Raw genomic sequence first — 26,902 nt, forward strand, 5'->3', positions numbered from 1 at the left:
ATACCGGAAAACAAATGGTACTTTTAAGAAATTGATTTTTTAAACTCTGATGGGGAAGCACCCGTATACTTTTTAAAGTATTTTACAAAATACGATGGGTCGTCAAATCCCAACCGATATCCGACCTGATTAATATTAAGGTTAGAATATAGCAATAACCGTTGAGCTTCTAGGATGATCCGCTCCTGGAGCATTTGCGATGGTGTTTTGTTTAGCTGCTGATGGGTCAGGTCAGACAAACTCCTTGAAGACATATGAAGGAGGCGTGCATAATCGGTCACATTATATCCCTTCTTATAGTTTTCATCAATTAAATTGATAAAGTTAACCAGTTGCATCCTCTTTTCATCAAACAATTGGAGTAATGGATCTGCAGCCCGCTCAAATTGATTTTTTCTGCGTTGTATTTGTATAAGAAATGATTTTAGGTAGTTGGCTAAAATGAATTCTTTACCAAAAGTCTCCGGATTTTCAAGTTCATCTTTAATTTGCAAGATATACCTATCCAGGATACCATCCATATCAGAACCGATACAGCATGAGGGCTGTTGATATGGGTTGTTGAATAAATTGCAAGTAAGAAAAAAGTCAATTGGAGTCTGTTCTTGCGTAAGAAAGAGTTTGTTAAAATGTAGCATTATACCTTCATAATCAGTGGATTCATCAAAATAGTGTACCTGATTAGGAGCGACAAAAAACAGGGCATTGTCAAATACCTCATAGGTCTTGAAATCAACTGAATGGTCTCCTATCCCCTTTTTAAACCAAATTATCTGATAGAAGCTGTGTATATGCGGTTTAACAGCTTGGCACTGATTTGTTTTCAGGTATTCTTTTAAATCATGCAGTGCAAATTGAGGTTTGTCGGGCTGGTACCTATTTAAATGATATTCGTTAATAATACTTGATGTTTCTTTAACCATTTTTATTTTAAATACTACTTTGATGATTGTCTAATTTACGAAAATAGAAACATTGCGAATAGTCTGAAGATGTAAACCCTCAGCTTTGCTCATAAATACCATCAATTTTCCGATTTGTCCACTGATACTATGTTTATAAAAGCAGAAATTCGCATTTTACATTAATCTTTTTACAAAATAAATGACTGAAAATAAAGGAATCCTGATCATCGGTGGGGGTCTAAGTGGGCTAACTCTGGCTCATCTATTGTTCAAACGAAATATCCAAGCAACTATCCTAGAAGCTGCTCCAAGGCTTGGCGGAAGGATCCATACCCAAATTGGAAAACTGGACACACCTTTGGAATTGGGGGCTACCTGGTTTTCCGACATGCATTGTCTTTGGTATCAGATTTGGGATTAACCAAATATCCTCAATATTCAAAAGGTGTTTCATTATTTCAGATCAAATCGTTCGAGCCACCACAAAAATTCCATGTTCCAGAATCAGAGAACCCTTCATACCGATTAGCTGGTGGAACAGAAAAATTGATTAGAAAATTGGTAGAAAGCCTTCCTAAAGGCGCTGTCAAACTTAATTCAAGGGTTATTTTAATTAAGAAAAATAAAGATGGTATGATTGCTGAAACCAATGATGGTAGAGAAATACATGGAGACAAAATAGTATTGTGTATTCCGCCACAATTGGCAACAGGAATAGTATTTTCTCCATTGCTCCCACAAGCATTCGATCAACTTTTACCGACAGTTCAAACCTGGATGGCCGGATCAATAAAATTTACACTTGAGTATAACCAACCATTTTGGCGTAAGGAAGGCTACTCCGGCATGCTCTATAGTCATGCCGGTATTATTATTGAAATGTATGACCATACAAATTTTGAAGAGAATAAGTTTGGTTTTACAGGCTTTTTAAATTCCGGAGCATCAGGCTATTCCACTGAAGTAAGGAAAGAATTTGTATTAAAACAGTTAGTGGATCTTTTGGGGCCTGATGCATCATTCCCCACTTCCTATTTCGACAAAGTCTGGACAGATGAATATATTTTATCTGGCAGCCAGATTATTCACAGGCCTCACCAGAATAACGGGCACCCTAGTCTACAGCAAAGTTATATGAACGGAAGACTCTTTTTTGCTGCTACTGAAACTGCCGTTGAGTTTTCCGGCTACATGGAAGGTGCTGTGATTGCTGCCAAAAGAATGTCAGAAAAGTTGATTTAAATTTGCTTGTAATAGAAGAAATGAAAAAGAGCAACTGTAAAAAGTTGCTCTTTTGCGTTTAAAGGCATTTTTCTCTAACCGAATAATTCTTTTTTTGATTAAATGTAACTCATTAACAGACTTGGAAGTCATCTGATTTCGTTTTTAACTTGGTTTAGCATATCTTTATGCCAGTCCTTCGGTAACGGAACGCCATATAAACTCTATGGGCGTTTATTTCTATACACAATTGTGTAGTATGCTACTGACGATGATAAAGAAAAAGCCGCTGTTGATGCATTCAATGATGCAATCGATGATAAAAATCTCCCAGATTGTATGAAAGGTGTATTGGATACTCTAAAAATGCTTGATGGAAACTCTGTCGCTGATATGATCAAAAAATTCTCAGGCGAAGTACCAGGGTATAATCTTAAATTTGTTACAGAAAATTTTAGCGATCCAATGCAAGTTGCTGGTACAAATAGAGATAATAATACAGGCGAAATAATTATAGCTTTCAATACTAATCCCTTGGTTATAGCGAATGTTTCAGACCTAGCAATTGGTACAACAATGTTGCATGAATCTATTCATGCCTACCTTACGGCATTTTTTTATGACGATCCAACGGCAGCAACATTGACATACCCCCAATTATTTGAAAAATATACAAAGAAAAAAGCATTTTCAAATGGAGTTCAACATGAGACAATTGCTAAGGATTTTATTACAGATCTCGCTGGCTCCATTAAAAATTATGGAGAACTAAAAGGTTATAATTTAGATAAGCAAATATATGACGATATAGCTTGGAAGGGACTAATGGACACAGATGCGTTTAAAAACCTTTCAAATATAGATAAAGCTAGAATTACAGATAGAATAATGGCCGAACAATATGATACGAGAAAAGATAAAGGTGTTACACAAAAAGGGGTTCGCTTGGGTTGCTAAACTTCTTTTATTTTTAACGGTGATAGGTTGCTCAACGCAAAAGAATCTTGATAACTTTGCTGAAATAGATCGATATAATTGTAGTAGTTTTAATCAGCATGGAAAAGGATATACAGAAAGCGAAGTTACCCCTTTGATACATGGAAAAATAAGATTATGCTATAATAATGAAACTGTTCCTTATGCAAGAGTTTTTTTTCTTGAAAATGGGAAGGATACCATAGCTTCCCTTGTTACAGACAAAAAAGGCGAATTTTCTCAAAAAATTTCATCAGATGGTTTTTTGGGTAAAGTTATTATAGAAAGATTTGGATCAAATTTGACAATCGACGAAGTGAGAATAGATGCAAATTTTAAGGATTATTATCTTGAAATAAAATTACCAAGGCAACCTGCATATATAAATGAAACAGGTCCAAAAAAGGATCAGAAAAAATTGAGAAAGGAAGTTGAAAGAACAATTCAAAAAACAAATAATTAGTTGGGACTAATCCCACTCACGAAACCCTCTAAGTTTCAAGTGAGTGGGATTGTTAGGTAAATGTAGGTTTTAACTTGAGACTTTTAACGAAGTAAGTTTTCCTTCTTCTTAGTAATCTGATCTTGTATTGTCGCAGACAAAAATTCATACAAGAATTGAAATTTCTCTAATCAATTAAATTGATAAAGTTAACCAGTTGCATCCTTTTTTCATCAAACAATTGTAGTAAAGGATCGGCATCAGGCTATTCCACTGAAGTAAGGAAAGAATTTGTATTAAAACAGTTAGTGGATCTTTTGGGGCCTGATGCATCATTCCCCACTTCCTATTTCGACAAAGTCTGGACAGATGAATATATTTTATCTGGCAGCCAGATTATTCACAGGCCTCACCAGAATAACGGGCACCCTAGTCTACAGCAAAGTTATATGAACGGAAGACTCTTTTTTGCTGCTACTGAAACTGCCGTTGAGTTTTCCGGCTACATGGAAGGTGCTGTGATTGCTGCCAAAAGAATGTCAGAAAAGTTGATTTAAATTTGCTTGTAATAGAAGAAATGAAAAAGAGCAACTGTAAAAAGTTGCTCTTTTGCTTTTAAAGGCATTTTTCTCTGACCGAATAATTCTTTTTGATTCCCTGCATATAGATTTACCTCCTACCCAAAATCTTGCACGCCAATCGATTCGCAATTGGCAATAGCAGCAATACGCAGGCGTAAACAACAGGCAGTGAAATAAACCACGATTTTAATAGTTCTCCGGTCCAGTTTTCAACCGTCCACCCTCTCATAAAACCTGATAGGACTGCCATGATAAGTGTTGTCGGGAGAACAACAAAAAGGGTGCTGACCATCTTATAGCGTTTATCCTTATTAGAATTTACCATTATTATTTTTCCGATTTTCGGGTTCAGGTATCCGCTCAACGACGTCCCAATGCTCCACAATTTTATCATTTTCAACTCGATACAGATCGTAGAATGCCACATGGTCTCCCCTAAAAAAGCCTTCACTTAATACGAGGACAAAATTTCCCTCTCCGAGTACTTGATGTATTTTATTATACACTTGAGGTTTCCCCTCCTGTTCCCATTGTTCCAGCACCTCGAGGAATTCCTGTACCCCATCCCCCATATGTGGATTATGTTGAATCAATTCGTCCGCCCTGAAATAATTAGGTGCCAGCTCGATTTTCCGATCTATAAGAATGTCTTTAACATAGTTCTTTACCAGGGTTTTATTGGGCTCCGTTTTATGATGATCTTTTGCCTTGGTCTTTCCATCGGTCATTGATCGACCGCTTTTATTCAGCTTCTTTGGATTGACCTGAAGGTTATCCCAATGTTCAACACTTACTCCATTTTCAAACCGGTGTATGTCAAAAGCAACTGTAGGTTCAAAGAGAAAGTAGTCTACATGCACAAATCCAAAATCGCCATCCTGAAACTTTCGAACGACATTTGTATAAACCTTATCCATGGGCATCTGCTCATGCAAATTTAAAATTGCCTGCAGCCCTGTTGCCACATGTGGATTATGTTGCTTATACGAACTTGGGTTGATCAGTCCCACTTCTGCCAATGTTTCCGTTTCGATGCTATTTTGTATAGCCTCAGCTTTGTCTCTGTTTGATAATTCCATTTTTTTAATTGTTATGATGATTGTTTTGACAAAACTACGGAGCTTAAACACGTGAAAAAATACAGGTAAAAATATTGGTATGGGGATAATATTATCCCTATATTCCTGAAAACGAAATATGTCGTAAATTTATCCCTAAATAAAACACCCATGTACGAGAAGAAAATACCAAAGGATTTTAGTTGTGGCATCAGCATAACGTTTGAAATTATAGGCGGTAAATGGAAACCCTGCTTAATTGACTCCATCAATCGGGGGATCCGAAGGCCTAGCGAACTCGCGAAAAAACATCCCCTTGCGAGCAAAAGGGTTTTAAACTTACAATTGAAAGAGCTGGAGGCCTATGGCGTAGTAAAAAAAGTTATTTATCCGGTGCTCCCACCCAAAGTCGAATACTTTTTAACCGAAGTAGGTGAATCTCTTTTGCCCCTTGTTGACATGATGGAAAATTGGGGAAGTGATTTCATGGATGCTTTTTATAAAAAACAAGAAGATATCCATGCTGAATCTATGGTGAATGAACCCGAATTAAAAGGATGATAATGACAGCTGAAATGGAGAAATTCAAACCGCTGTTTAAGCGTCTGGAAGTTCCTGCCAAAACCATCCTTCTACAGGAGGGAGAAATGTCAAGAACGATGTACTTTATTGAGAAAGGTTGTTTGCGTACCTGGATTAATAATGATGGCATGGATATTACTACGCAATTTTTCTTTGAAGGTGATAGCGTATCCTCTATTGAAAGCTTCATGACAAACCAAGCGAGTTTATATAGCATCGAAAGTTTGGAACCTTGTATCTTACAAACCCTTAGCCAAAAGGATTTTCAGCATGCTTTAGCAGATTTACCCGAAGTCAAGGAGGAAATGCAGAAACATCTGTTCAGACGATTTTTAAATTCTCAAAAAACATTCTATTCCTATCTGAAAAACAATCCGCGGAAGCGCTATGAAGAGCTTGTTGCAGCATACCCACATATTATCCAGCGTGTTCCTCAACATTATATAGCCTCCTATTTGGGAATTACACCCGTTTCATTAAGCCGCATTCGAAATAGACGATAATTTTGCATCTCCTTTTTGCTAATTTTTTCTTTTAGTCCTACCCTGATTTCTTAACAATTGTTATCGTTTGACAGTGGGCTGACTGCTCAATTTTGTAGTGTAATAAAAAAGTTTAAAAATGAGAACAGTCATCGTATTCAACCATCCCAATGAAGGTAGCTATTGTAATGCCATTTTACAATCTGTAACCCAAGGACTTCAAAACGCAGGTCATGAAGTAGACCTGATGCATCTGGACAATGACCGATTTAATCCCGCAATGTCAAAAGCAGACTTAAAAGCATTTGTCGATCATCAACCCATTGACCCACAAGTGATCGACTATAATGAACGTTTGAAAAAAGCTGAGCATCTAATTTTCATTTTCCCAATTTGGTGGGATATTATGCCGGCGACCACCAAGGGATTTATTGACCGGGTGCTTGGCCCAGGAGTTATGTATGACCATCATCCCCGAGGTTTTGGATTGGTACCGCTGTTGAAAAATCTAAGCAGCATAACCATCATCACCACAATGAATAAACCGAAAATTTTATATGCTCTGCTCTTTGGAAACCTAATCCGAAGGGTCATGCTAAAAAGTGTTTTTAAGACGATGGGCTATAAAAACCTTCACTGGATCAGTTTTACCTCCGTAAAATCAGTAAACCGAGAAAAGCGCATAAAATGGCTTTCAGACCTTAAAACCAGATTTTCTAAACTCAAATAAATACGAATACTCGAAAAAAGAACCCTATTCACTATTCGTAGTTCCAACAATCCGACATTTCTTTGTATTATTGTTTATTTAAATACATTTTATACGTATAGCATTGCATACCAATTTTGAAATATTACTTAAACATATTGAGGCTGTAATTCCCTTAACTCCAGAAGACAAAGAATTTATAGTCGGTCATTTCCGGTTAAAAAGATATAAAAAACATCAGTACATAATCAATGAAGGTGATAAAGCAAAATATCATTATTTTATTATTTCCGGACTTACTAAATTGGTTTATTTAGACCAATCCGGTAAAGAGCACATTGTATCTTTTGCTATGGAGGACTGGTGGGAAAGTGATTTTTATGCATTTTATACCCGGACAGCAGCTACCCTATCCTTAATTTGTCTGGAAGATACAACTGTGCTGGCGTTAAACTATGATGACTATATTAAATTATGCAATGAGCATCCTAAAATGCTTAGATTTTTCCTAGAAAAGGCTAATCATGGTTTTTTAGGATTACAACGCCGCATACTTTCATGGTTGACGTTAAACACTGCCCAACGTTACGAACATTTTTTAAAACAATATCCCAAGCTAAAGAATAGATTGCCAAAGAGTCAATTAGCGGCCTATCTAGGTGTCTCACGGGAATCATTGAGTAGAAGCCTGTGATATTTGTCACATCAAAAATGTGCCTAATATCAACGTTATCTATTTCCGCTCTTTTCATATTTGTATTGTTCATTTATAATATTTATAGGTATGGAAATTAAAGCAATAAACCCATGGAAATGGCAAGACGCCAGAAGTTATGCCCAGGCAATTGAAGTTAAAAAAACAGAAGGCACCTTATATGTTTCAGGACAGACAGCCATCGACGATGATGGAATATCCAGTACGGAAGACATGAAAACTCAGCTTATTAAAAGTCTGGCTAACCTTGAACGTGTCATTACTGAAGCTGGATACTCCTGTAGCAATATCGTTCGATTAAATGTTTATACCACATCGACCGAAGAGCTATGGCCTCATTTTTCAATATTTCAAGATTGGATTGCCCGGCACGGAACTAAACAGGCATTGACTTTACTTGAAGTTGTTAGCCTATTCGAAACCCTGAAAGTGGAATTGGAAGCAACAGTTGTTAAGTAAAGTAGAAAAGATTGGAGGCATAGGGAATAGCAAGTTATTCAATTCATCCATCAAATAATGAAGTTCATCAGAAAGATGGCCAGTTTTTTTATCAATCCTGTACAGAAACTTTACCTTTGATAAATGGTTCGGATCGGAAAAATAAATATAAAAAGACTGCTCATCTTTTTCTTCTCCACACTGATATATGCTTTGTGCCAGATGCTGTTCAGCATTATTTTAATGAAAGAAGATCTATGGAATAATTTTCATATCCAATTATCAGCCCATTATGTCGTCATCTTTGCGATGTGCATAGCAGATTATTACTTATTGAAACTTTTAAACACCTATCTACCCTATTCCAAGCATATATTTTTACGTATTGTGGCAGACACTGCCGGCATCACCTTGATCTGCCTGGTATTATTATTACTATTTAATTTTTTGATATACGATGTATTTCATATTCCTGAAGCCGGCTTGCCTCCTTTCCTGGTCAAGTTCGCCTTTGCAATGTCGACGAATATCCCTATTCTCCTGGTATTCGAGCTGATCCATTATTTTCAGTCCGAACAGAAAGCCATCGCCGATTCCGAAAAGGCCAAACGGAAGGTTTTGCTCTTTCAGCATGAAACCTTGCGGTCACAGATAAACCCGCACTTCCTTTTTAATTCGCTCAACGTATTATCGTCCTTAATATATATCAATCAGGAAAATGCCAATAAGTTTACAAAGGCACTTTCAAAAACCTATCGTTATGTGCTATCGCTCACCCAACAGCCCCTGGTCACTGTGGCGGACGAGTTGAGTGCGCTGGATTCCTATATATTCCTCATGCGGATGAGGTTTGACAACTCTTTTACCTTTACATTAAATAAAAAATCATCGGCCCAACTGTATAAGATTATCCCCCTCACCCTGCAATTGTTGATAGAGAATGCCTTCAAGCACAACATCGCAACCGAACAGTCACTGTTGCATATTATCATTCATGTGGACAGTGATTATATAACCGTTGAAAACAATGTCCAACCGTCACACAGGGATGATAAGGGCGGTATTGGGCTGAAATACATCACACAACAATATAAATTATATGGTCAGCATGTGATCGTGCAACAATCCGAGCAAATGTTTATTGTAAAAATACCTTATATACAGCCATGAATTATCTAATCGTTGAAGATGAGCCCTTTGCATACGAAGAACTGAAGCGTATGATGATGAAATTACGGCCTGATTACCATCTGGAGAAGCAGACGAAAACGGTCATTGACACGATCGCATTTTTAAAAAGATCCCATGTGGATCTGATCCTCATGGATATTCGGCTGGCAGACGGCAACTGCTTCGAAATCTTCAATCATGTGGAGGTCACCATACCTGTTATATTTACGACTGCCTATGACGAGCACGCCATCCGGGCATTTAAGCTGAACAGTATCGATTACCTGTTGAAACCTTTTGACGAAAGTGAATTGGAAACAGCCCTGACCAAATTTGAGAACATTTACCACAGAGGCTCCTATCTGAATAGTACGCAGCATGTTGAGCGGCTGTTATCCTTTAAGACCAAAAACCGTTTTCTGATCTCCAAAGGCGAAAACTACCATTATATAGAAACCACAGACATTGCCCACTTTTATAGTGAAGACGGTGTTGTCTTCCTTCATACCTTCAGCGATAGGCGGTATATTATTAATTATACACTAGATCAACTGGAGCAACAATTGGATAGCCGCTTATTTTTCCGGGTTTCACGAAATTGCATCGGCAATGTAAAAGCTATTGACAATGTGGCAAAACACTTTAACAGCCGTCTGAAACTTTCGTTTTTACCCCCATGCCCGCATGAAGTCTTGGTTAGCCGGGTCCGTGTCCCGGACTTCCTGAAATGGATGGATGGTATTGTCGGATAACCCGATATCAAAAATCCCAACCCTTAAATTGTACATTTCATGTGCTGGATCCTAAAGCCGGTCGTTTATACCTTCCATAAGCGTAGTGATCCACGTTCTTTTGTTCAGGATTTAATAAAAAACTTTAAACTTTTAGAACTTCAGAACCATGACAAAGAACATGTTAACATTCGTTTTCGCCGTAGGTACATTAACTTTCTCTACGCCATTATCCGCACAGGATAATCCACTATCCGTTGGTTTCAAAGCGGCTGCAAGCCTGTCAAATTACCGCTTAGGCGGGGATTTGAAAAGCCTAAAAAGCAAGATGAATATCGGCGGCTCAGCCGGTATTTTTGTAAAATATGACCTCAGCCCAAATTTTGCAGTACAAACCGGTATCGATGGGTATTACAGCAGCTCGACCCTGGAATCCCCAAGCGCAAGCAATTCTGGCAAACTCAAATCCTTTGGTGCTGAGCTTCCCGTTTATGGAATTGTCCAGGGGGAACTGGGAAACGGAAATGCTTTCATCGGCGCGGGTCCGTATGTCGGTTATACCCTAAGCGCAAAATTGGACCGGGTAAGCCTGTTCAATAAAAACAATGCAGCCGGAATCCTGATGAATCGTTTTGATTATGGCTTAGGAGCGATTATTGGCTACGACTTCGATAAGCATTGGCAAATCAATGCCAGTTATAAATATGGACTGGCCGACTTGCACAAAGGCGAACGTAGTTCCATGAAGAGCCACGGTGCCAATATCGGAATATCCTATAAATTCTAACCTTCAGCACAGCTATTGACCATCGATTGCATACTGCATTTCATCGAACATGTCCAGTATGCAATCCTGTTTTTAGGGCTACTCTTAGCCCTTTTCAAATTTTAGGACAATACGTCCATTATAGTCGCGGTTGAAATCCATCCCTTTGATTACGCTGTTCATCCTACGAGTTCTGAAGTCTACGACTTATCACTTTCAATACCACTTCAATCATCGTTGTTTTGCTTAACAAAAAGCATTATCTCATGAAATTAAAGTTATTATTGTTGACAACATTGGTGGCGTTGTTACATCTACAGGGAAAAGCACAGGAACTCATGTTCAGGACAGAATACATTGGCAACTCCGGCTATTACTACTTACCTCCAGGTGAAAAACCAAAAGAGAAAATAGGCGATGCCAAAGGCTCGGCAATGGTTTACCAGGCGGCAGCAACTATTCCATTGTCCATGAAGATGAATGAAAATAACCGTCCTACGGCATGGGGCATTGGCCTTGGCGGCTCCTATGTTTCATTACGAAACCAAAACTTTTCGGAACAGATGGTCTCCGAGATCATGAATTTACAGGTCGGCGTTTACCATTTGCGCCCCTTGAATGATCGGTGGTCCATGCGGGCAAGTCTTGGGATGGGGATATTTACCCCCACGACCGATTTTTCAAAAATAGGTTTTAAAAACGTCCTGGCCAGTGGAAGTGCAGTTTTCATCCGTCATCTGAAGCCCAATCTTTCCATCGGTGGTGGGGTCGCCATAAACAGTTCACTTGGTTATCCCATGGTATTTCCAGCCGTCTATGTCAAATGGGAAACGGAAGGCAAATTTGACCTTAACGTAGAACTGCTAGACAAATTGGAAATATCTGCCGGCTACGATTTCAATGACAGATTTAAGCTCGCCTATGCGCTTGAAATGAATGGTCAGGCAGCTTTGCTAAAAAAAGACGGCAAGGATGTCATTTTTTCCCATCAGTATATCGTGACTGGATTCCGACCCGAGATCAAGATCGGTGAAAAATTAGCTGTGACGGGTATGGCCGGGCTCAACCTCTATCGCCCGGCCTCCTATAGTGATCGAACGCTACGGGGGGTCTTTGCATCCGATAACGATTACTTCTTTAATGTCTCCCTCTATACCTCGGTTGGCTTAAAGTTAAAATTTTAACCATGAGCAACCTGAAGCAGACCATGCGACTAGTTGTCTTTAGATCAGTCTACATCGCCATCTACATTGTCAGTCAGCTGCCCATGAAATTTTTATATGCGATGGCATCTATCGCTTTCTTGATTGTATATCGGATAGCGGGCTACCGAAAAGAAGTTGTTGTTCAGAATATATCCCGTGCATTCCCGGAAAAGCAATATGGAGAGATCCATGCCATCGTGAAAAAATTCTACGCCTGCTTCGTATCCTACTTTGCTGAAATAATAAAAAATGTGTCCATTGAAGCAAAAATACTGGATCAGAAAATAACGTTTGAAAACCTTGAGCTAATCGATCAGTACATCAAGTCAGGCCGCATTGTTATTGTTGCACTCGGACACTGTGGGAACTGGGAAATGCTGAGTTTTTTGCCCCATAAGATTCACCATGACGTTTACGCCATCTACAAACCACTGAAGTCCAGATTAATGAACCGTCTTATGATCAAGATTCGCTCCCGTTTCGGCATGAAGTTACTACCCGATCAATTGGCTATTCGGCATATCCTAAACCATGGCGCATGCCCTGCCGTTTATCTTTTCCTTGCCGATCAATGCCCCCGGATAAAAGACGAAGCCTATCAGGTTGAATTGCTCAATCAGCAAACGTATATGTTTTCGGGCATGGAGAAAATCGCCAGTACCCTTGGGGCCGCAGTGATATACTTACATATCACACAAACATCAAAAGGAAATTATAAGATAAGCTGCATCCCGATCAGTGCGAAGGCAGAATCTGCAAAAAAGGGCGAAATTACCCAGCAGTATGCCGACCTGCTCACCGAAAATATCAACGAAGAACCCTATGGCTGGCTTTGGACCCATAAGCGGTGGAAAAGCTAATAGGCATACATTGCTGCACAAACTACTGAGCTTCTGTGGATTTCATGGAAGCTCAATTTTACCCATTCCGGTGTTTTTTGCCCCAATGCCCCAAGGTGATCAGCACATCTTCAAGGCTTCTTCCCTTTTCACTAATGCGGTATTCTACTCTTGGGGGCACCTCAGCATAATCTTTCCGGACGATAAGCCCCTCCTCTTGCAGTTCCTTCAGCTGCTTGATCAGCATCCGCTCGGTAATGTTTTTGAGCTTTGTTTTGATCTCCGAATACCGCAGGGCTTCATGGTCCAGTAGTGTGGCCAAAATACCGACCTTCCAGCGGCCACCGATTACCGATAAGGTATAAAACATCCCACAGTTTTCGACCAGGTCTACCTCATTCAAAAAGTTTGTTGAGTTTTTCTTTCGCATAATATTATCGCGTATGTACATACAATTTTGTAGGTACTTGTCTAATGTAAAAGTATAAAATACTTTTGTCTTAGGTAAAACAAAAAATAACATATGATGGAACAAAAAGTATGGCTTATTACAGGCGTGTCCAAAGGTTTGGGCCGTGAACTGGCCAAGCAGGTCCTTGCTGCCGACGATATGGTGATCGGAACGGTCCGCAATCCACAGGACAAAGCAGCCTTTGAACATAGTCTGCATGGCGAGGCATTTATCACTGACTTGGCCGACACAGCAGAGATCCCCGCCCTGATCGATACCATCATCCAGTCCCATGGGCGGATTGATGTGCTGGTCAACAATGCAGGTTTTGGTGCCTTTGGCCTGATTGAAGAGTTTGAAGCGGAAGAGATCATCCAGCAGTTCCAGGTGAACTTTATGGCGGTATGGAAACTGTGCCAATCGGTACTGCCCCATATGCGGGCCAGGGCTCAGGGTAGCATTGTCCAGATCTCCTCCCGTGCCGGGATTGTCGCAGGCGTTGGAAACGGCATCTATGCATCGAGCAAGTTTGCGCTGGAGGGCATGAGCGAGGCCCTGAAACTGGAGGTTGAGCCCTTTGGCATCAAGGTCATGCTGGCCGAACTGGGCGCTTTGCGGACAGATTTCTTTGGGTCATCTGTCCGCTATGCCAGCAGCAAGCTGCCGGTCTATAACGAAAAACTACCGGACATCAGAACACAGACCAGACAACTTCATGGTCAGCAATCCGGAGATCCCATTAAAGTGGCTCAAGCTATCCTTGAAGCCGTAAACAAGGGGGTGCCCTCCTTTCGCCTGCCGCTGACGGCAGGCACCATCCAGGCTATGGAAGCAAAGGTTGCCACCCTCCAGGACTGCATCAGGTCAGGTGCTGCCCTGGCGAATGACATGGATTATCAATCACACTAAACAAAATCAAATCATGAACATTTCTTTTAAGACGGTTGCCTACTGGCTCTCTTATGCAGTTTATTTGTATATCATTGCACCTTCCGCCCTATCAAAAATTATCCAACGCCCCGCAATGATGCAGAGCATGCAGTCATTAGGCTTCGATACAACCTGGACAGTATCCATTGGCATTGCCGAGACCCTGGGCGTATTGATCGTCCTGCTCGGCTTGTATGCAGCCGCCTGCAGGACATTGGGCGTTTTGCTTTTGTTTCCTTTTGCCATTGGTGCTTTTACAACCCATATGGCACATCAAGAATACCAGCATTTTTATGGTTCATTGGTGCTATGTCTGTTATCTGTGGTCCTGCTATATCTCGACAAGAGGATCTACATAGACCTGTCCAAAACACTAGCACCGGTAAAATGAAGGCTACAGCAAAACTTCCCCTAGTTGCGCTTTTAGCGCTCACAGTATCCGGCTTTATTGCCATTATCACCGAAACATTACCGGCAGGATTACTGCCGCAGATCAGCGCCGGCATCGGCGTGTCGGAAGCCTATGCCGGTCAGTTCATTACCCTCTACGCGTTGGGGTCGGTACTGTCCGCCATCCCCGTGATCAGCTGGACGAGAAACTGGAACCGGAAGCCCTTGCTTCTGGCTGCAGTGGCGGGCTTTTTCATTTTTAATTTGATCACGTTTTTCCTGCAGTCCTATTACTTTTTATTGGCCGTCCGATTTATGGCAGGCATCAGTGCGGGTATCATCTGGGGGGTGCTTACGGGCTATACCGTGCGGATGGTACCACCAGCACTGGCCGGGAAGGCCTTGGCAATCGTGGGTGTCGGGCAGCCGATTGCCTTATCCCTAGGGGTGCCACTAGCCACCTGGCTGGGGAAAATCATCGGCTGGAATATGATCTTTCTGTCCATATCCCTGCTCTCCCTCCTCCTTATGTTTTGGATCATCGCCTTAGTGCCTGATTTTGCGGTTGAAAAGAAAACAAGCTCTACCCCTTTCAGCGTTGTATTTTTAAATAAAGCCGTCCAGCGCATATTGCTCACGACGGTCTGCTGGATCCTGGCGCACAACCTACTGTATACCTATATAGCTCCTATTCTACAGAGCAGCAATCTGTCCGGCAGCATTGACCTGGTTCTCCTCCTCTTTGGACTGGTATCCATCCTGGGGATCTGGCTGACCGGCTATTTTATTGACCGGTATCTAAAAAAGATGGTCATCATCAATCTGCTGCTGTTTTGTGTTGCCGCCATCTTACTTTGGCTGGGGACAGTGCACATGGCTTTTGCCCTGGTGGGTATTGCCCTTTGGGGCTATTCATTTGGTGGGGCACCGACACTGCTGCAGAAAGACCTGGCAGATGTTGCCAAGGAGCAAGTCGACATCGCACAGGCCATCTTTGTGACCGTGTTTAATATAGCAGTGGCAGCTGGAGGCTTATTGGGTGGTGTGCTCCTGGAATATTCCGGCATAGGCTATCTCTTCAGCGGGGCGGTTTTACTGTCACTTGTGTCGCTGTCCATTGCAGCCAACAAACGATAAAGAGCAGCTAAAGGCCTTAAAAACTGCCCCTAAAAGAGAAATACTTTTAGGGGCATCGCTTTTATTGTTTATCGATCATAGTCTATAGTTCGATAAACAACTCGTCATGTGGCCAGCGTACACGGTCCAGTTTTGACCACCAGTCATTTTCATGATCGCGGTATCCCAGGGCCATCATCACGGTACTTCTTAAGCCATGCGATTTCAGGTCCAGCAATTCGTCCAAGGCCGCATTGTCAAATCCTTCCATCGGTGTTGCATCCACTTTCAGTTCAGCAGCAGCCAATAGGCCAAAGCCCAGGGCGATGTAAGATTGCCGCGATGCGTCGATAAATTGCTCCTCTTTTGATTTTTTATCCAATAGGCTCAACAGGTTCAACCGGTAATCATCAGTAGTGGTCTGCGGCAAGTTGCGGACCTGATTGCTATAGGTGAAAAATCCGTCGACCCGTTCGGCAGATAGCTCATCCCATGCGGCAAATACCAAAATATGTGATGCTTGCAATATCTGCGGTTGCCCCCAGGCTATTGGGGTCAATTTTTCCCGAATCGCTCTGCTGTTGATCACAAATACCTTGTATGGCTGCAGGCCTGAGCTAGATGGAGCCAGTCGGATGGCTTCCAAAATCTGGTCCAATTTCTCTTGCTCTATCTTTTCGCCGTTAAAACTCTTTGTTGCTGAACGCCAGTGAAGGGCTTCTTTTAATGACATAATGCTATTTTTTCTAAGTACTACAAATAAAGTCAGACCCGCTCCCCCAATATGGAAAGGAAATGACTTGAATGAATTCGTGCAGCAAAGATAAAAGTTATTAAGTAACAATTTGCCACTTGTTACCTGAGGGAAACTAGTTACTCCAGAGTAACCAGGTATTGATGGCAACATTTCCTATCTTTGTGTTTTATACGATCGATGAAAAAAGAAAAGACCGAAATAGCACAGCATTGCCATGAACATATACGGGGCATCCGAGATACCATGTCCCTACTGGATGGCAAGTGGAAGACTCTCATCATCAGCCACCTGTATTTTATGGGTAAGATGCGCTTTATGGATCTCAAGCGACAGGTGGAAGGCATCGCCTCCAAAACCCTTTCAAAAGAGTTGAAAGACCTGGAAATGAACCGCCTCATCACCCGCACACAGAACAATACCATGCCCGTATCCGTGGATTACGAACTCACCGACTTCGGCAAGAGCCTCCATGAGATTATTGATGCCATGGGTACATGGGGCATCCGGTATAGAGCGCAGATACTCACCTAAAGCAGCTGCTGCAACCAACCCGATTATTCCATCTGCCCACAGCCAAAATATGCCTCAGCCCACCTTTAGCTATAGTGTTTTCTGATATGGGCAATGATATGCTGCTTAAAGTCCTTGTCTGCGATAAACTGCTGTTTGAATTTTTGGAAATCTGTCGCGCCTATCCCGCTTGCCTCAACGGCCTTATCAAAAAGTTCAAGTGTTAAAGTCTGTGTTTTGGCATATTCGAGCAACGATTTCAGGACATGATTGGTTTTGTCTCTTCCAAAAGTATCCTCAAAGCATTTTAGCATCAAAGGCGCCAGGACGTATCGGTAAGACACATTAATCTGCGCGACCTCGCTAATCTCCGTAAGCGGAATAAAATTCTGGTTTTCTACATATTTTGCCCCACGGAGCAGCACTTCTTTTAAATAGTCCTTAAAGCCAGCATCTTCCGTCACGTTGAAGGATAAATACTCCGCAAAGGATTCGAGCCAAAACCAGGACAATTTCCCCGAAAGCATGCTGGCTCCAAAGTAATTATGCGCAAGTTCATGACCAAAAAATTTAATATATTCAGACGTAAACTGTCCTTTTTCATCCATTAACTTGGCTGGGTCCAAATCCGTAAACGCAAAAGCCGGATAATCGTTGAATGCCCAGCTACTTCCAGGCTTCCGCTTATTGACTGCCTTATGATTGATGATATAGATCTTGTCTGTGAATTTGGAATCCAGGTTTTTCGCCAATTTTGCTTTGATGAGGTCAATATTATCAAAAATGGCGGCAACAGTTTTTTGATCAGCTGCTAGATTAAGGATGTATCCAGCCTCATTGGAAACAAAGTTATAGTTACCCACAAATAGCAATAAGGTCGACGGCTTGGCCGATGTAAATTGATGGGCCATTGTTTTTTGTGGCGCATTGCCATTGATGAAGATGCTATTGTTGTCTGCATTTTTGACTTTAATTGTGATCTCATACCTGTACTTATCCACCAGCTTATCACTATCCACGTCATAAAGGACCGGATACCATTTGGACTGGTCCGCCGCCCGTAGTGTTTTGCCATTAAAAGCAATAATGCCCTTGTAGTCAAATGGCCCATAATCCTCCGCGCTGTCGAAATAAACCGGGAATGCCCCTTTATAATCGACTTGGAAAGAGGAAGGCAGCTGCTTTATTTTTCCCTCATTGTCCAGTAAGGTATACGCCAGCGCTTCTCCTTTCATCTCACCATCGTAATGACCATCGTACCAGACGATCGCCTGATCCGAATCTTTAAAATTCTTAATATTCATCCCTTTGTTCAGGAGTATTTTATAATTTTTTATTGGTGGGATGTCATTGAGCTGAAAACTGCAGTTGATCAATCCATCTTTCATATCGATTTCTACGGTACCCTTGATGGACTGCGCCAGGATTATATTAAAAGGTAAGGCAAGTAAAAGTGATGCGATTGTTTTTTTCATAAAAAGTCAAAATAGTTAGTCATGGCCAAATATAATAAATTAACAAGTTAATTAATCTATCCTTTTTTCAGTTCCATTCCGCTCAGCATATTCATGCAGCAGGTGCAGCCAAAGCTATACGAATGCGGGCCGCCACCGCCCGAATAAAAATAAGGGATATGCGAAAAAAAACAGTAAAATATTCAGGATGTGGGACCTATGTGGCCCAGCGACGAGAATATATTCGAAAATCACCTAACCTGCTATTTTTTTTCTTGGACAAACGCTAATTTCGAATATAAACCAATAGCGTGTCAACACGATAAACCATGTGTACAGCAGATTGCATAGCACCGTCCATGGAGGCAGGTTTGACAAAATTTGTTCCCTATTGTATAAATTGCTATAATTGAAAAATAATACCCTATTGTTTAAACATTTGGAATCGAAACCAGCTGTTTCACACTAATACCATCATGAAAAACGGCCATGTATTGCATAGTAACGAAAGTCTGCTCAATCGTCTCAAGGAGAACGATCTAGAAGCTTTCAACCTGATCTATGATCGCTACTGGTCGGTGCTGCTCAATGAGGCCTATAAACGGCTGGAGCAGCTGGCTATCTGTGAGGAAATCGTACAAGATGTATTTATCGAGCTCTGGCAACAGCGCCACAACCGGGATATCCACAACCTGGAGGCCTACCTGCGCAGCTGCATGAAATTCAAGGTCTTCGAAGCCTATAAAAGAAACAAAAAAACGAATAGCCTGCTCGAGGCAAATCGTGCCTTTATCGACGATGCTGAGCGTGTTGAGCAGGACCTGTATGCCGAAAAGGACCTCAGGTCTTTCATCGAAGAATGGATTGCCCACCTGCCACAAAAAAGAAAGGAAATCTTTAAGATGCGGTACCTTGATGAACTGAGCACCAAAGAAATCAGCGAGCTCACACAAAGTTCACAAAACACCGTACAGAACCATCTGGGCATTTCCATTGCCAAACTGCGGAAACTGATCACCCGCCATTTCTTTTTCTTTATTTTAATTTTATTTCACTGACAATAAGCCACTTGTAAATAAACAGCCAATTTGATTGGTACAATACTGGCCCAAAGCCACACTGTATAGATGACCATACGCATTTAACATGGAACAACATCAGCAGCGGCTACAGCGCCTTATCGACAAATATCTAAAAGGTGAATCCAGTCCGGAGGAATCCGAGATGGTAGAACAATTTTTTGAAAGCTTTTCTTCCCGTCCCGATATTCTGGATCAGCTCAGCCCGGAACAGCAGCAGGCCATCAAAAAAAGGATCCAGGGAAATGTTCTGCAGCACATTTCGCCGCCACAAAGCCGGCGCATGCATTTCCGCAACCTGGCTGCGGCAGCAGCCCTTGTCCTATGCTTTATGACAATCTGTTACCTGTACCTCTTTTCTGGCAGCAACAAGAATACCGACATCCACCTGGCCAATGGGCAACAGCAGCATATCACCCTAACGGATGGTACCCAGATCACGCTCAATGCCTCCAGCCGGATCATCTATCCCAATTCTTTTAAAGACTCGGCCAAGCGGGAGGTCACCTTAATCGGGGAAGCATTTTTTGATGTTGCCAAAGACCCCAAAAAGCCCTTTATCATCCATACGCCACGCATGCAGATCAGTGTTTTGGGTACAGCATTCAATGTACGCGATTATGCCAATGAGCCCAATGCCGAAACTGCCCTGGTGCGGGGTAAGGTATCGATCTGGAAGACCGGTGCCGTGGACCAGAAATTTATCCTCCGACCAAAGGAAAAGTTCGTCATCTCCAGCAAAACCAATCCTGAAACCCCAGCAGCTGCCGAGGCCAGCAGGGCATTGGCAGCACAGGCGACGGTGGCCATCAAACCTTTCCTGATCTCCGATCAGGATGGCTCGGCCCTGGAAACGGAATGGCTCCTGAAGCGCATCACCATACAGGAAGAGACCCTGGCCAGCATTGCTTTAAAACTGGAACGTATGTACGGGGTGAAAATACAGATTTCCAGCCGTGCCCTAGCCACACAGCGCTACTCGGCGACATTCGAAAATGAGGAGCTCGACAATATCCTGAAAGCACTCCAGACCGTCCATCATTTTCAGATCAAAAAAACGGGGAAAGATCAACTACAACTATTCTAAACATACATCTATTCTAAACACACATCGACCTAACACAATTCAAATGAACAAAACAATACCCAAATTTAGAAAAGAATCCAGATTAGCATTGCTGCTCGTTTGCCTGAGTACCCTGCATGTGCAGAGCTTTGCCTATTCACAGACCGAACAGATCAACGTTTCCATCCAGGACGGAAACCTGGAAGATGTCTTTCAGACCATCAACGCGAAGAGCAAGTACAAGATGTTTTTCAGTAAGGCGGCACTTCCCCATTCCACCATCAATCTGGTCGCCAAAAAGATCAGTGTCAAAGATGTGCTGACACAGGCGCTGGCCGGCAGCAACCTCAGCTGGGAATTGCTGGACAACAATATTATTGCCGTCCGGGAAAAGTCCCCGCAGCAGCAGCAGCACCTCAGCGGTCAGATCGTCAATGAAAACGGAACACCACTTGCCGGGGTAACCGTGCTGATCAAAAACTGGCAGAAAAGCGCCTACCGCAATATGCAGACCAGCACCGCCACCGACGCCAATGGACAGTGGGGACTGCTGATCCCCCAAGATGATGTCACCCTGGTGTTTTCCTTTATCGGCTATCAGCCGGTAGAGATCCCAGCCCGGCAGCTGCGGGCAAACGCCACTCCTATCAAGCTCAAACCCGCCGAAGGAAGCCTGGAAGAGGTGGTGGTGATCGGTTATGGTACCACGACCCGCCGCTTAAACACGGGGTCGGTCGCTTCCATCACCGCCAAAGATATTGCCTCGCAGCCCGTCAGCAACCCCCTGGCGGCACTCTCGGGCAGATTGTCCGGGGTATTGATCGCCCAGAATAATGGGGTGCCCGGCAGTGCCGTGCAGATCCAGATCCGAAATCAGGCTTCCCTCAGCGGTACCACCTCCGGATCGATCCCCTTGTATGTGATTGACGGGGTGCCATTCACAAATTTCAATGGTGGCCAGCCCGCAACCGACAATCTCAATTCATTCGGTATCTCAGGCTCTTCGGGGGGCCTCAGCCCCTTCAGCATGATCAACCCGGCTGATATCGAGCGGATCGACGTACTCAAAGATGCTGATGCCACAGCGATCTATGGTAGCCGTGGCGCCAATGGTGTGGTCCTGATCACCACCAAGAAAGGACTTTCGGGCCGGACCCGCGTGGGCGTCAATTTTAACACCGGATTTACCGAGGTCAACCGCTTTATCCCGATGCTGAACCTCGAGGAATACCTGACACTGCGTAAAGAAGCCTTCGCCAATGGCGGCAGCACACCGACAGAAGCCAATGCCCCCGACCTCCTGCTCTGGGACCAGAACAAATCCACCGACTGGCAAAAAATGCTGATCGGCAACAAAGGCCATGTCAGCGATATACAGGCCAACCTTTCGGGCGGAAATGAATCCACACGCTTCTTCTTCAATTCGGGCTACAGACGGGAGAGCACCGTCTTTTATGGCGACAGTAAAAATAGCCGCTTTACCTCCCGCTTAAACCTGGACCACACCTCCTCCGACAAGAAGTTTAACGCCGCATTGTCCGTCAGCTACGCCAATGACAACTCCGATATGCCCGCATCCGATGTGACCTCCCTGTATAACCTGCCGCCCAACTACCCTATTTATGACGATACTGGGAAATATTACTGGCTGCCATCATCGTCCTTTGTGGACAACCCCATTGCCCTGCTGGAACGCAAATATTTTGGCAACACCAACAACCTGATTGCCAATGCCAACCTCAGCTATAAGATTATGCCAGGACTGACGGCAAAAGCCAATTTCGGCTATACCGTCACCCAGCTGAACCAGAATAGCCAGACCCCCATATCATCCTTAAACAACACCATCAGTAATCCACTGGGATCCTCACGCTTTTCCAACACCAAAGCCGAGAACTGGATCATTGAGCCCACATTGGACTATGTAAAAACCATAGGCCAGGGCAAGCTGAGCGCATTGATCGGGACCAGCTTCCAGCAAAACTCGTCCCGTTCCCAGACCACCAACGGCAGCAATTACAGCAACGATGCCTTACTGGGCTCACTGAGTGCCGCAGGCTTATTCACGGCCAGCAACAACCTGGTCTATTATAAATACAATGCGGTCTTTGGAAAGCTCAACTACGACTGGAAGGAAAAGTATCTGGTCAATGCCACCTTCCGGCGGGACGGCTCCTCCCGTTTCGGGCCCAAAAATAGGTTCGGAAATTTCGGTGCCATCGGACTGGGATGGGTATTTGGCAAAGAAGACTTTATCCAGAACAATCTGTCCTTCTTGAGTTTCGGAAAGTTAAGGGCCAGTTACGGTACGACCGGTAACGACCAGATATCAAACTACCTATATCTGCCGCTCTACTCCTCGGCAACAGCCTATTTGAATAATCCGTCCATGAATATTGGCACCCTTCCCAACGAATATATCAAATGGGAGACCACCAAAAAACTGGAATTTGCGCTGGACCTGGGCTTCCTGCGCGATCGCATCCTATTGACGGGAAACTATTTCCGCAACCGTTCAGGGGATCAGATCACCGACCTGGTGCTGAGCACGCAGGTGGGTTACAACAGTTACAAGTCAAACCTCCCGGCCTTGATCCAAAACACGGGACTGGAGCTGGAGCTGAATACCACCAACGTTACAAATGCTGACTTTACCTGGAAGACTTCGGCCAACTTTACCTTTTATAAAAATAAACTGGTCGAATTTCCGGGCCTTGAGAACACCTTCTATGCGAGCAGCTTCCTGGTGGGCGAACCCCTCAACCTGATCCGGCTGTACCATTATCAGGGAGTCGATGCGGCCACGGGCATGGCAACCTATGAAGACCGCAATGCTGACGGCATCATCAATGCCGATGACCGCTATGTTGCCGATCTGGGTACCCCCTTTTATGGCGGCTTCAACAATACCTTTTCGTACAAAGGCTTTGAACTGGGGGTATTCTTCCAGTTCAACCACCGCTTTGGCGTGACCAAGATCCTAAACTCCCGGCCCGGCTCCATGGTCAACCAAAACGATTACTGGTTGGGACGCTGGACCGCCACACAGCCGAATACCGACATTCCGGGAGCCATTGTCCCGGCCGCGCAATCAGCCGAAGGCGCCGCACTCAACAACTCCTACAACCTGTACACGAGTTCGGATGCTGTCTATGGCGATGCATCGTACCTCAAGCTCAGGTCCGTCAATGTATCCTACCAGCTGCCCAAGAGCTGGACCTCACGCGTGAAGATGTCCAACTGCACGGTATTTATGCAGGGGCAGAACCTGTTTACCTGGGCCAAAAACAAGTATGTGCTCGATACCGAGACCACCGTCCAGGGCGGTCCATCCGGTCTGGGGACCGGAACCATCGCCCAGGTCCTGCCTCCTTTGCGCACCATTGTGTTTGGATTTAACTGTCAATTTTAACACCTGTAACCATGAAACTAAATCATAAATTCATCTTATCGCTTATCCTTGCCCATGGCGTACTGCTGTTTACCTCCTGTGAAAAGTTTGTGGACCTGGGGGCGCCACCCACACAGGTCATTGCCGGCGATGCCTTCGCCAGCGATGCCTCAGCCAACAGTGTGGTCCGCGGACTGTATAACACGGTACTCAGCATCAACCTGTCGGGGACCAGCAGCTTTTATACCGGCATTGCTGCCGACGACCTGCAGTACAACGCCACAGACCCCAGCCTGGCTGAATTTGCCAGCAACAGCATCCTGAACAGCAATGGCTATGTCGCCAACTTCTGGTACACCAGCTATCAGTTGATCAAAAATACCAACAATGCCATTTCGGGCCTGGAAGCTTCCGGCACCCTGAGCCCCAGCGTAAAAGCACAGCTGCTGGGTGAGGCCAAATTTTTACGGGCCTATGCCTATTTCTATCTGGTCAACCTCTACGGCGATGTTCCACTCCAGCTGCGCGACGACCTCCATGCTTTTGAGGACGCCTCGCTGCCCCGGGCCACCACGCCGCAGGTCTACAGCCAGATCATCAGCGACCTGAAGGATGCCGAAAGCAGCATGGCCGTCAGTTATGACGCTACCGCCAGCCCCAGGGGGCGAGCCAACAAAGCGGCAGCCAGGGCATTGCTGGCCAGAGTATACCTCTATCAGCAAGATTATCAACAGGCCGCAGAGCTGGCCACCAGTGTATTGGAGTCTGCCGATTACGGCATGCCCAGTCCCGACAAAAACTTTGTGAACAGCAGCAACGAGGTGATCCTGCAGCTGGGCAATCAGTCCGGCGTCACCGTTTTCGGGTCCAATTACATCACTGCTCCGACAGCCATCCCAAGCTATACGCTGCCCGAAGCTGTATACCAAAGCTTTGAGGCTCCCACAGACCTGAGACAGACAAACTGGATCAGCCCCAAGACCATCTCCGGCAAAACCTATTATGCCATCAGCAAGTATAAAGTCGCTTCGGGGACCGGCAACGAATACCATGTGCTATTGCGTCTGGCCGAGCAGTACCTCATCCGTGCCGAAGCCAGGGCCAAGCTCAATGACCTCCCCGCTGCCCGTGCCGATATCGATGCCGTCCGGAGCCGTGCCGGCCTGCCCGCCATCAGTAGCAGCCTGAACCAGGCACAGCTGCTGCAGGCCATCGAAACGGAGCGCCAGCATGAATTCTTTGGCGAATATGGCCACCGTTGGTTTGACCTCAAGCGTACCGGCCGTGCCACGGCGGTACTGGCACCGCTGAAGACCAACTGGCAGGCAACCGACGTCCTGTTGCCGATCCCACAGAGTCAGCTCCTGATCAATACCCAGCTGACCCAAAATCCGGGCTATGAAGACTAAACAATCATCAGAAACAAACCCTACAAACTGCATACAATGAAAACAACCGTATTGACAGTCGCCTTGGCCCTCGCCCTATCAGCAGGCATGGCGCAACAGAATTCCCGGGATAAATTCCAGCGCTATCTCCCCATCATCGAAAAAGGCAGCCTAGCACAGAAAGATTCCCTGGCCAGTGCCCTTGTCGCTGAGGTCAAGAGCTTCAAGAATGAGCAGGACTTCCGCACCAACATCAATATCCTGCGTGCCCTGGAAAAAGAAGAGCAACAGGCCGCGGTGGAAGCCATAGCCGCCAAGAAATACCCCAAGGGTGCGATCACCCGAGATGCTTTTATCACCAATGTGTACTACAAAGCCGGCAGCGCCCAGGAGAAAGAGAAGGCCTACCTTCAGCTGACCAAAAAGTGGCCGGCCAAAAATTTCCCGGAGGAGCTATTGACCTACGATTATGTGCTGGGCAGCCTGTCACAAAGCTTTGCCAATGACGGCAATGCCGATAAAGCCGTCCACTACCTTGGCGAGATGAAAGAAAGGTTCTGGCGTGGCAACGGCTATATACCGGTGGGCAAGATCCTGCTAGCCGCAGGTGATACCGCTACAGCTGCACCGATCCTAAAGACGGCCATGGAAGACAGTTACTATTACATCAGTCTGCCGGAAGATCAAAAAGACAACAAAGCAAAATTCGCGTCCATGGGCTATGCCAGTTCCCTGTCGGCCTATGTCGGTATCCTGGTGGCGCAAAAAAAATACAGCGAGGCACTGGGCTATATCGAAAAAGGACTTCAGGTCGCTCCCGAGCAAGCCGATGGCTTAGCCATGGTGTATTATAAATCGCTGCTGGGAACCGGCCGGAAGCTCGAAGCCTACAACATCCTGACCCGGCTGTATGCCAAGGGCCAATTTGCCGTGGAGGAAGACCTCAAAAAGCTGTATACCGAACTCAACGGCTCGGCCCAGGGTTATGACAATTTCAATGCCTCCTTAAAAGAAGAGCTCAAGCAGTATATCCGCACGCATATCCAGGAGATGGCGACCTTCAAAGCCGCACCTGACTTTGAGCTGCTCAATCTAAAAGGAGAAAAAGTTTCGCTGGCCAGTCTCAAGGGAAAAGTCGTGGTGCTGGACTTCTGGGCCACCTGGTGCCAGCCCTGTGTACGATCCTTTCCCGGCATGAAGGCCGCACAGGAATCCTATGCCAATGATAAGGAGGTACAGTTCCTGTTTATCAATACCTGGGAGCGGGACAAGAAGTATAAAGAAAATGTGGTCGCCTTTATGACCAAAAACAACTATCCATTTGAGGTGCTGTATGATGATCAGAAGGATCCTCAAACCGGGGAAGTCATGGCAGCCAAATACGGTGTCAAAGGTATTCCCGCCAAGTTTATTATCGACAAGGAAGGAAATATCCGGTACTCCCTGACCGGGTCGAGCCCCAATGTCGACTATATTAAATTAGAAATGCGGGAGCTGATCGAAGCCGCCAAGAAAGCCCATAAAGGCTAATACGGCCAGCGGTATCATGCC

At 44.3% G+C, this 26,902-nt stretch carries 30 protein-coding genes; 24 read left to right on the forward strand and 6 right to left on the reverse strand.

The features are described from left to right. Window positions 1-23: 23 nt before the first annotated feature. Window positions 24-923, reverse strand: coding sequence for a helix-turn-helix domain-containing protein (locus HX021_RS15960; protein WP_286591477.1), 900 nt, complete (start codon window positions 921-923; stop codon window positions 24-26). A 181-nt stretch (window positions 924-1,104) separates the two neighbouring features. Between HX021_RS15960 and HX021_RS15965 the strand changes: the two genes are divergently transcribed. From HX021_RS15965 to HX021_RS15985, 5 genes are all read left to right on the forward strand, one after another. Continuing rightward, window positions 1,105-1,326 (forward strand): NAD(P)-binding protein, encoded by a 222-nt coding sequence (locus tag HX021_RS15965; RefSeq protein WP_286591479.1) that lies wholly within the window; start codon window positions 1,105-1,107, stop codon window positions 1,324-1,326. Next, window positions 1,317-2,147, forward strand: a complete 831-nt coding sequence (locus HX021_RS15970) for a flavin monoamine oxidase family protein (protein WP_286591480.1) — start codon at window positions 1,317-1,319, stop codon at window positions 2,145-2,147. Before HX021_RS15965 ends, HX021_RS15970 begins: the two co-directional genes overlap by 10 nt. Window positions 2,148-2,465: 318 nt before the next feature. Then, on the forward strand, window positions 2,466-3,083 hold the full coding sequence (locus HX021_RS15975) for a hypothetical protein (RefSeq protein WP_286591481.1): 618 nt from the start codon (window positions 2,466-2,468) through the stop codon (window positions 3,081-3,083). Continuing rightward, the gene (locus tag HX021_RS15980) at window positions 3,028-3,564 is read left to right on the forward strand and encodes a hypothetical protein (protein ID WP_286591482.1); all 537 of its coding nucleotides are present in this window, start codon (window positions 3,028-3,030) and stop codon (window positions 3,562-3,564) included. Before HX021_RS15975 ends, HX021_RS15980 begins: the two co-directional genes overlap by 56 nt. Before the next feature lie 179 nt (window positions 3,565-3,743). Further along, window positions 3,744-4,100: an FAD-dependent oxidoreductase gene (locus HX021_RS15985; RefSeq protein ID WP_286591483.1), complete on the forward strand. Its 357-nt coding sequence runs from the start codon at window positions 3,744-3,746 to the stop codon at window positions 4,098-4,100. A gap of 112 nt (window positions 4,101-4,212) precedes the next feature. Here HX021_RS15985 and HX021_RS21725 read toward each other — a convergent pair whose 3' ends face one another. Both HX021_RS21725 and HX021_RS15990 read right to left on the reverse strand, forming a co-directional pair. Next, complete coding sequence (locus HX021_RS21725; RefSeq protein ID WP_353621051.1) at window positions 4,213-4,551, reverse strand: DUF2798 domain-containing protein; 339 nt, start codon at window positions 4,549-4,551, stop codon at window positions 4,213-4,215. Next, complete coding sequence (locus tag HX021_RS15990; RefSeq protein ID WP_286591484.1) at window positions 4,436-5,203, reverse strand: nuclear transport factor 2 family protein; 768 nt, start codon at window positions 5,201-5,203, stop codon at window positions 4,436-4,438. Before HX021_RS15990 ends, HX021_RS21725 begins: the two co-directional genes overlap by 116 nt. Before the next feature lie 150 nt (window positions 5,204-5,353). Here HX021_RS15990 and HX021_RS15995 point away from each other — a divergent pair, with 150 nt between their 5' ends. The 10 genes from HX021_RS15995 (at window position 5,354) to HX021_RS16040 (ending at window position 12,840) form a co-directional block, all read left to right on the forward strand. Continuing rightward, on the forward strand, window positions 5,354-5,743 hold the full coding sequence (locus HX021_RS15995) for a winged helix-turn-helix transcriptional regulator (RefSeq protein ID WP_286591485.1): 390 nt from the start codon (window positions 5,354-5,356) through the stop codon (window positions 5,741-5,743). 14 nt (window positions 5,744-5,757) lie between these two features. Next, on the forward strand, window positions 5,758-6,267 hold the full coding sequence (locus tag HX021_RS16000; RefSeq protein WP_286591486.1) for a Crp/Fnr family transcriptional regulator: 510 nt from the start codon (window positions 5,758-5,760) through the stop codon (window positions 6,265-6,267). A gap of 118 nt (window positions 6,268-6,385) precedes the next feature. After that, the gene (locus HX021_RS16005) at window positions 6,386-6,976 is read left to right on the forward strand and encodes an NAD(P)H-dependent oxidoreductase (RefSeq protein WP_286591487.1); all 591 of its coding nucleotides are present in this window, start codon (window positions 6,386-6,388) and stop codon (window positions 6,974-6,976) included. Window positions 6,977-7,079: 103 nt separating this feature from the next. After that, window positions 7,080-7,649 carry a Crp/Fnr family transcriptional regulator gene (locus tag HX021_RS16010; protein WP_286591488.1) on the forward strand — a complete coding sequence of 190 codons (570 nt, stop codon included), beginning with the start codon at window positions 7,080-7,082 and terminating at the stop codon, window positions 7,647-7,649. A 90-nt stretch (window positions 7,650-7,739) separates the two neighbouring features. Further along, on the forward strand, window positions 7,740-8,129 hold the full coding sequence (locus HX021_RS16015; RefSeq protein WP_286591490.1) for a RidA family protein: 390 nt from the start codon (window positions 7,740-7,742) through the stop codon (window positions 8,127-8,129). Window positions 8,130-8,351: 222 nt separating this feature from the next. Continuing rightward, window positions 8,352-9,278, forward strand: a complete 927-nt coding sequence (locus tag HX021_RS16020; protein WP_286591492.1) for a sensor histidine kinase — start codon at window positions 8,352-8,354, stop codon at window positions 9,276-9,278. After that, complete coding sequence (locus tag HX021_RS16025; RefSeq protein ID WP_286591493.1) at window positions 9,275-10,030, forward strand: LytR/AlgR family response regulator transcription factor; 756 nt, start codon at window positions 9,275-9,277, stop codon at window positions 10,028-10,030. Before HX021_RS16020 ends, HX021_RS16025 begins: the two co-directional genes overlap by 4 nt. Window positions 10,031-10,178: 148 nt before the next feature. Then, a complete protein-coding gene (locus HX021_RS16030) occupies window positions 10,179-10,796 on the forward strand; it encodes a porin family protein (protein ID WP_286591494.1) in 618 nt (205 codons plus the stop codon). A 245-nt stretch (window positions 10,797-11,041) separates the two neighbouring features. Further along, window positions 11,042-11,959 (forward strand): DUF6268 family outer membrane beta-barrel protein, encoded by a 918-nt coding sequence (locus HX021_RS16035; RefSeq protein WP_286591495.1) that lies wholly within the window; start codon window positions 11,042-11,044, stop codon window positions 11,957-11,959. A gap of 2 nt (window positions 11,960-11,961) precedes the next feature. Continuing rightward, window positions 11,962-12,840 (forward strand): lysophospholipid acyltransferase family protein, encoded by an 879-nt coding sequence (locus HX021_RS16040; RefSeq protein WP_286591496.1) that lies wholly within the window; start codon window positions 11,962-11,964, stop codon window positions 12,838-12,840. 58 nt (window positions 12,841-12,898) lie between these two features. On the opposite strand, the gene HX021_RS16045 is transcribed toward HX021_RS16040, so the two are convergent. Continuing rightward, a complete protein-coding gene (locus tag HX021_RS16045; RefSeq protein ID WP_286591497.1) occupies window positions 12,899-13,249 on the reverse strand; it encodes a winged helix-turn-helix transcriptional regulator in 351 nt (116 codons plus the stop codon). Between the two features lie 93 nt (window positions 13,250-13,342). Between HX021_RS16045 and HX021_RS16050 the strand changes: the two genes are divergently transcribed. The 3 genes from HX021_RS16050 to HX021_RS16060 are packed head-to-tail and all read left to right on the forward strand — an operon-like array spanning window position 13,343 to window position 15,727. Further along, window positions 13,343-14,179 (forward strand): SDR family NAD(P)-dependent oxidoreductase, encoded by an 837-nt coding sequence (locus HX021_RS16050; RefSeq protein ID WP_286591499.1) that lies wholly within the window; start codon window positions 13,343-13,345, stop codon window positions 14,177-14,179. A 13-nt stretch (window positions 14,180-14,192) separates the two neighbouring features. After that, complete coding sequence (locus HX021_RS16055) at window positions 14,193-14,591, forward strand: DoxX family protein (RefSeq protein WP_286591500.1); 399 nt, start codon at window positions 14,193-14,195, stop codon at window positions 14,589-14,591. Continuing rightward, on the forward strand, window positions 14,588-15,727 hold the full coding sequence (locus HX021_RS16060) for an MFS transporter (RefSeq protein WP_286591501.1): 1,140 nt from the start codon (window positions 14,588-14,590) through the stop codon (window positions 15,725-15,727). The genes HX021_RS16055 and HX021_RS16060 overlap by 4 nt, the downstream gene beginning before the upstream one ends. Before the next feature lie 82 nt (window positions 15,728-15,809). Here the strand turns inward: HX021_RS16060 and HX021_RS16065 are convergent, their stop codons facing one another. Further along, window positions 15,810-16,439: an NAD(P)H-dependent oxidoreductase gene (locus HX021_RS16065; protein ID WP_286591502.1), complete on the reverse strand. Its 630-nt coding sequence runs from the start codon at window positions 16,437-16,439 to the stop codon at window positions 15,810-15,812. A gap of 183 nt (window positions 16,440-16,622) precedes the next feature. Here HX021_RS16065 and HX021_RS16070 point away from each other — a divergent pair, with 183 nt between their 5' ends. After that, on the forward strand, window positions 16,623-16,994 hold the full coding sequence (locus HX021_RS16070) for a winged helix-turn-helix transcriptional regulator (protein WP_286591503.1): 372 nt from the start codon (window positions 16,623-16,625) through the stop codon (window positions 16,992-16,994). A 65-nt stretch (window positions 16,995-17,059) separates the two neighbouring features. Here the strand turns inward: HX021_RS16070 and HX021_RS16075 are convergent, their stop codons facing one another. Further along, window positions 17,060-18,448, reverse strand: a complete 1,389-nt coding sequence (locus HX021_RS16075) for a M1 aminopeptidase family protein (RefSeq protein ID WP_286591504.1) — start codon at window positions 18,446-18,448, stop codon at window positions 17,060-17,062. 455 nt (window positions 18,449-18,903) lie between these two features. Between HX021_RS16075 and HX021_RS16080 the strand changes: the two genes are divergently transcribed. The 5 genes from HX021_RS16080 to HX021_RS16100 all read left to right on the forward strand — a co-directional run bounded on the left by HX021_RS16080 (window position 18,904) and on the right by HX021_RS16100 (window position 26,881). After that, window positions 18,904-19,485 carry an RNA polymerase sigma factor gene (locus HX021_RS16080; RefSeq protein ID WP_286591505.1) on the forward strand — a complete coding sequence of 194 codons (582 nt, stop codon included), beginning with the start codon at window positions 18,904-18,906 and terminating at the stop codon, window positions 19,483-19,485. Between the two features lie 88 nt (window positions 19,486-19,573). Then, window positions 19,574-20,593 carry a FecR family protein gene (locus HX021_RS16085; RefSeq protein WP_286591506.1) on the forward strand — a complete coding sequence of 340 codons (1,020 nt, stop codon included), beginning with the start codon at window positions 19,574-19,576 and terminating at the stop codon, window positions 20,591-20,593. A gap of 43 nt (window positions 20,594-20,636) precedes the next feature. Next, a complete protein-coding gene (locus HX021_RS16090) occupies window positions 20,637-23,984 on the forward strand; it encodes a SusC/RagA family TonB-linked outer membrane protein (protein WP_286591507.1) in 3,348 nt (1,115 codons plus the stop codon). A gap of 11 nt (window positions 23,985-23,995) precedes the next feature. Beyond that, window positions 23,996-25,372, forward strand: a complete 1,377-nt coding sequence (locus HX021_RS16095) for a RagB/SusD family nutrient uptake outer membrane protein (protein WP_286591508.1) — start codon at window positions 23,996-23,998, stop codon at window positions 25,370-25,372. 36 nt (window positions 25,373-25,408) lie between these two features. After that, window positions 25,409-26,881 carry a TlpA disulfide reductase family protein gene (locus HX021_RS16100; protein ID WP_286591509.1) on the forward strand — a complete coding sequence of 491 codons (1,473 nt, stop codon included), beginning with the start codon at window positions 25,409-25,411 and terminating at the stop codon, window positions 26,879-26,881. The last annotated feature ends 21 nt before the right edge of the window (window positions 26,882-26,902 follow it).

The organism is Sphingobacterium sp. N143 (assembly GCF_030325625.1).
In the GTDB taxonomy this organism is placed as follows: domain Bacteria; phylum Bacteroidota; class Bacteroidia; order Sphingobacteriales; family Sphingobacteriaceae; genus Sphingobacterium.

What these genes read in the sequence shown, in the direction of transcription:
- HX021_RS15975 (WP_286591481.1), top strand. Translation starts at nt 2,466, where the DNA reads ATGAAAGGTGTATTGGATACTCTAAAAATGCTTGATGGAAACTCTGTC.
- HX021_RS16100 (WP_286591509.1), top strand. Translation starts at nt 25,409, where the DNA reads ATGAAAACAACCGTATTGACAGTCGCCTTGGCCCTCGCCCTATCAGCA.
- HX021_RS16065 (WP_286591502.1), bottom strand. Translation starts at nt 16,439, where the DNA reads ATGTCATTAAAAGAAGCCCTTCACTGGCGTTCAGCAACAAAGAGTTTT.
- HX021_RS16020 (WP_286591492.1), top strand. Translation starts at nt 8,352, where the DNA reads ATGAAAGAAGATCTATGGAATAATTTTCATATCCAATTATCAGCCCAT.
- HX021_RS16005 (WP_286591487.1), top strand. Translation starts at nt 6,386, where the DNA reads ATGAGAACAGTCATCGTATTCAACCATCCCAATGAAGGTAGCTATTGT.
- HX021_RS16055 (WP_286591500.1), top strand. Translation starts at nt 14,193, where the DNA reads ATGAACATTTCTTTTAAGACGGTTGCCTACTGGCTCTCTTATGCAGTT.
- HX021_RS16035 (WP_286591495.1), top strand. Translation starts at nt 11,042, where the DNA reads ATGAAATTAAAGTTATTATTGTTGACAACATTGGTGGCGTTGTTACAT.
- HX021_RS16025 (WP_286591493.1), top strand. Translation starts at nt 9,275, where the DNA reads ATGAATTATCTAATCGTTGAAGATGAGCCCTTTGCATACGAAGAACTG.
- HX021_RS15965 (WP_286591479.1), top strand. Translation starts at nt 1,105, where the DNA reads ATGACTGAAAATAAAGGAATCCTGATCATCGGTGGGGGTCTAAGTGGG.
- HX021_RS16095 (WP_286591508.1), top strand. Translation starts at nt 23,996, where the DNA reads ATGAAACTAAATCATAAATTCATCTTATCGCTTATCCTTGCCCATGGC.
- HX021_RS16015 (WP_286591490.1), top strand. Translation starts at nt 7,740, where the DNA reads ATGGAAATTAAAGCAATAAACCCATGGAAATGGCAAGACGCCAGAAGT.
- HX021_RS16090 (WP_286591507.1), top strand. Translation starts at nt 20,637, where the DNA reads ATGAACAAAACAATACCCAAATTTAGAAAAGAATCCAGATTAGCATTG.
- HX021_RS21725 (WP_353621051.1), bottom strand. Translation starts at nt 4,551, where the DNA reads ATGTGGCATTCTACGATCTGTATCGAGTTGAAAATGATAAAATTGTGG.
- HX021_RS15995 (WP_286591485.1), top strand. Translation starts at nt 5,354, where the DNA reads ATGTACGAGAAGAAAATACCAAAGGATTTTAGTTGTGGCATCAGCATA.
- HX021_RS15980 (WP_286591482.1), top strand. Translation starts at nt 3,028, where the DNA reads ATGATACGAGAAAAGATAAAGGTGTTACACAAAAAGGGGTTCGCTTGG.
- HX021_RS16045 (WP_286591497.1), bottom strand. Translation starts at nt 13,249, where the DNA reads ATGCGAAAGAAAAACTCAACAAACTTTTTGAATGAGGTAGACCTGGTC.
- HX021_RS16060 (WP_286591501.1), top strand. Translation starts at nt 14,588, where the DNA reads ATGAAGGCTACAGCAAAACTTCCCCTAGTTGCGCTTTTAGCGCTCACA.
- HX021_RS16080 (WP_286591505.1), top strand. Translation starts at nt 18,904, where the DNA reads ATGAAAAACGGCCATGTATTGCATAGTAACGAAAGTCTGCTCAATCGT.
- HX021_RS16040 (WP_286591496.1), top strand. Translation starts at nt 11,962, where the DNA reads ATGAGCAACCTGAAGCAGACCATGCGACTAGTTGTCTTTAGATCAGTC.
- HX021_RS15960 (WP_286591477.1), bottom strand. Translation starts at nt 923, where the DNA reads ATGGTTAAAGAAACATCAAGTATTATTAACGAATATCATTTAAATAGG.
- HX021_RS16030 (WP_286591494.1), top strand. Translation starts at nt 10,179, where the DNA reads ATGACAAAGAACATGTTAACATTCGTTTTCGCCGTAGGTACATTAACT.
- HX021_RS16000 (WP_286591486.1), top strand. Translation starts at nt 5,758, where the DNA reads ATGGAGAAATTCAAACCGCTGTTTAAGCGTCTGGAAGTTCCTGCCAAA.
- HX021_RS16085 (WP_286591506.1), top strand. Translation starts at nt 19,574, where the DNA reads ATGGAACAACATCAGCAGCGGCTACAGCGCCTTATCGACAAATATCTA.
- HX021_RS15990 (WP_286591484.1), bottom strand. Translation starts at nt 5,203, where the DNA reads ATGGAATTATCAAACAGAGACAAAGCTGAGGCTATACAAAATAGCATC.
- HX021_RS16075 (WP_286591504.1), bottom strand. Translation starts at nt 18,448, where the DNA reads ATGAAAAAAACAATCGCATCACTTTTACTTGCCTTACCTTTTAATATA.
- HX021_RS16050 (WP_286591499.1), top strand. Translation starts at nt 13,343, where the DNA reads ATGATGGAACAAAAAGTATGGCTTATTACAGGCGTGTCCAAAGGTTTG.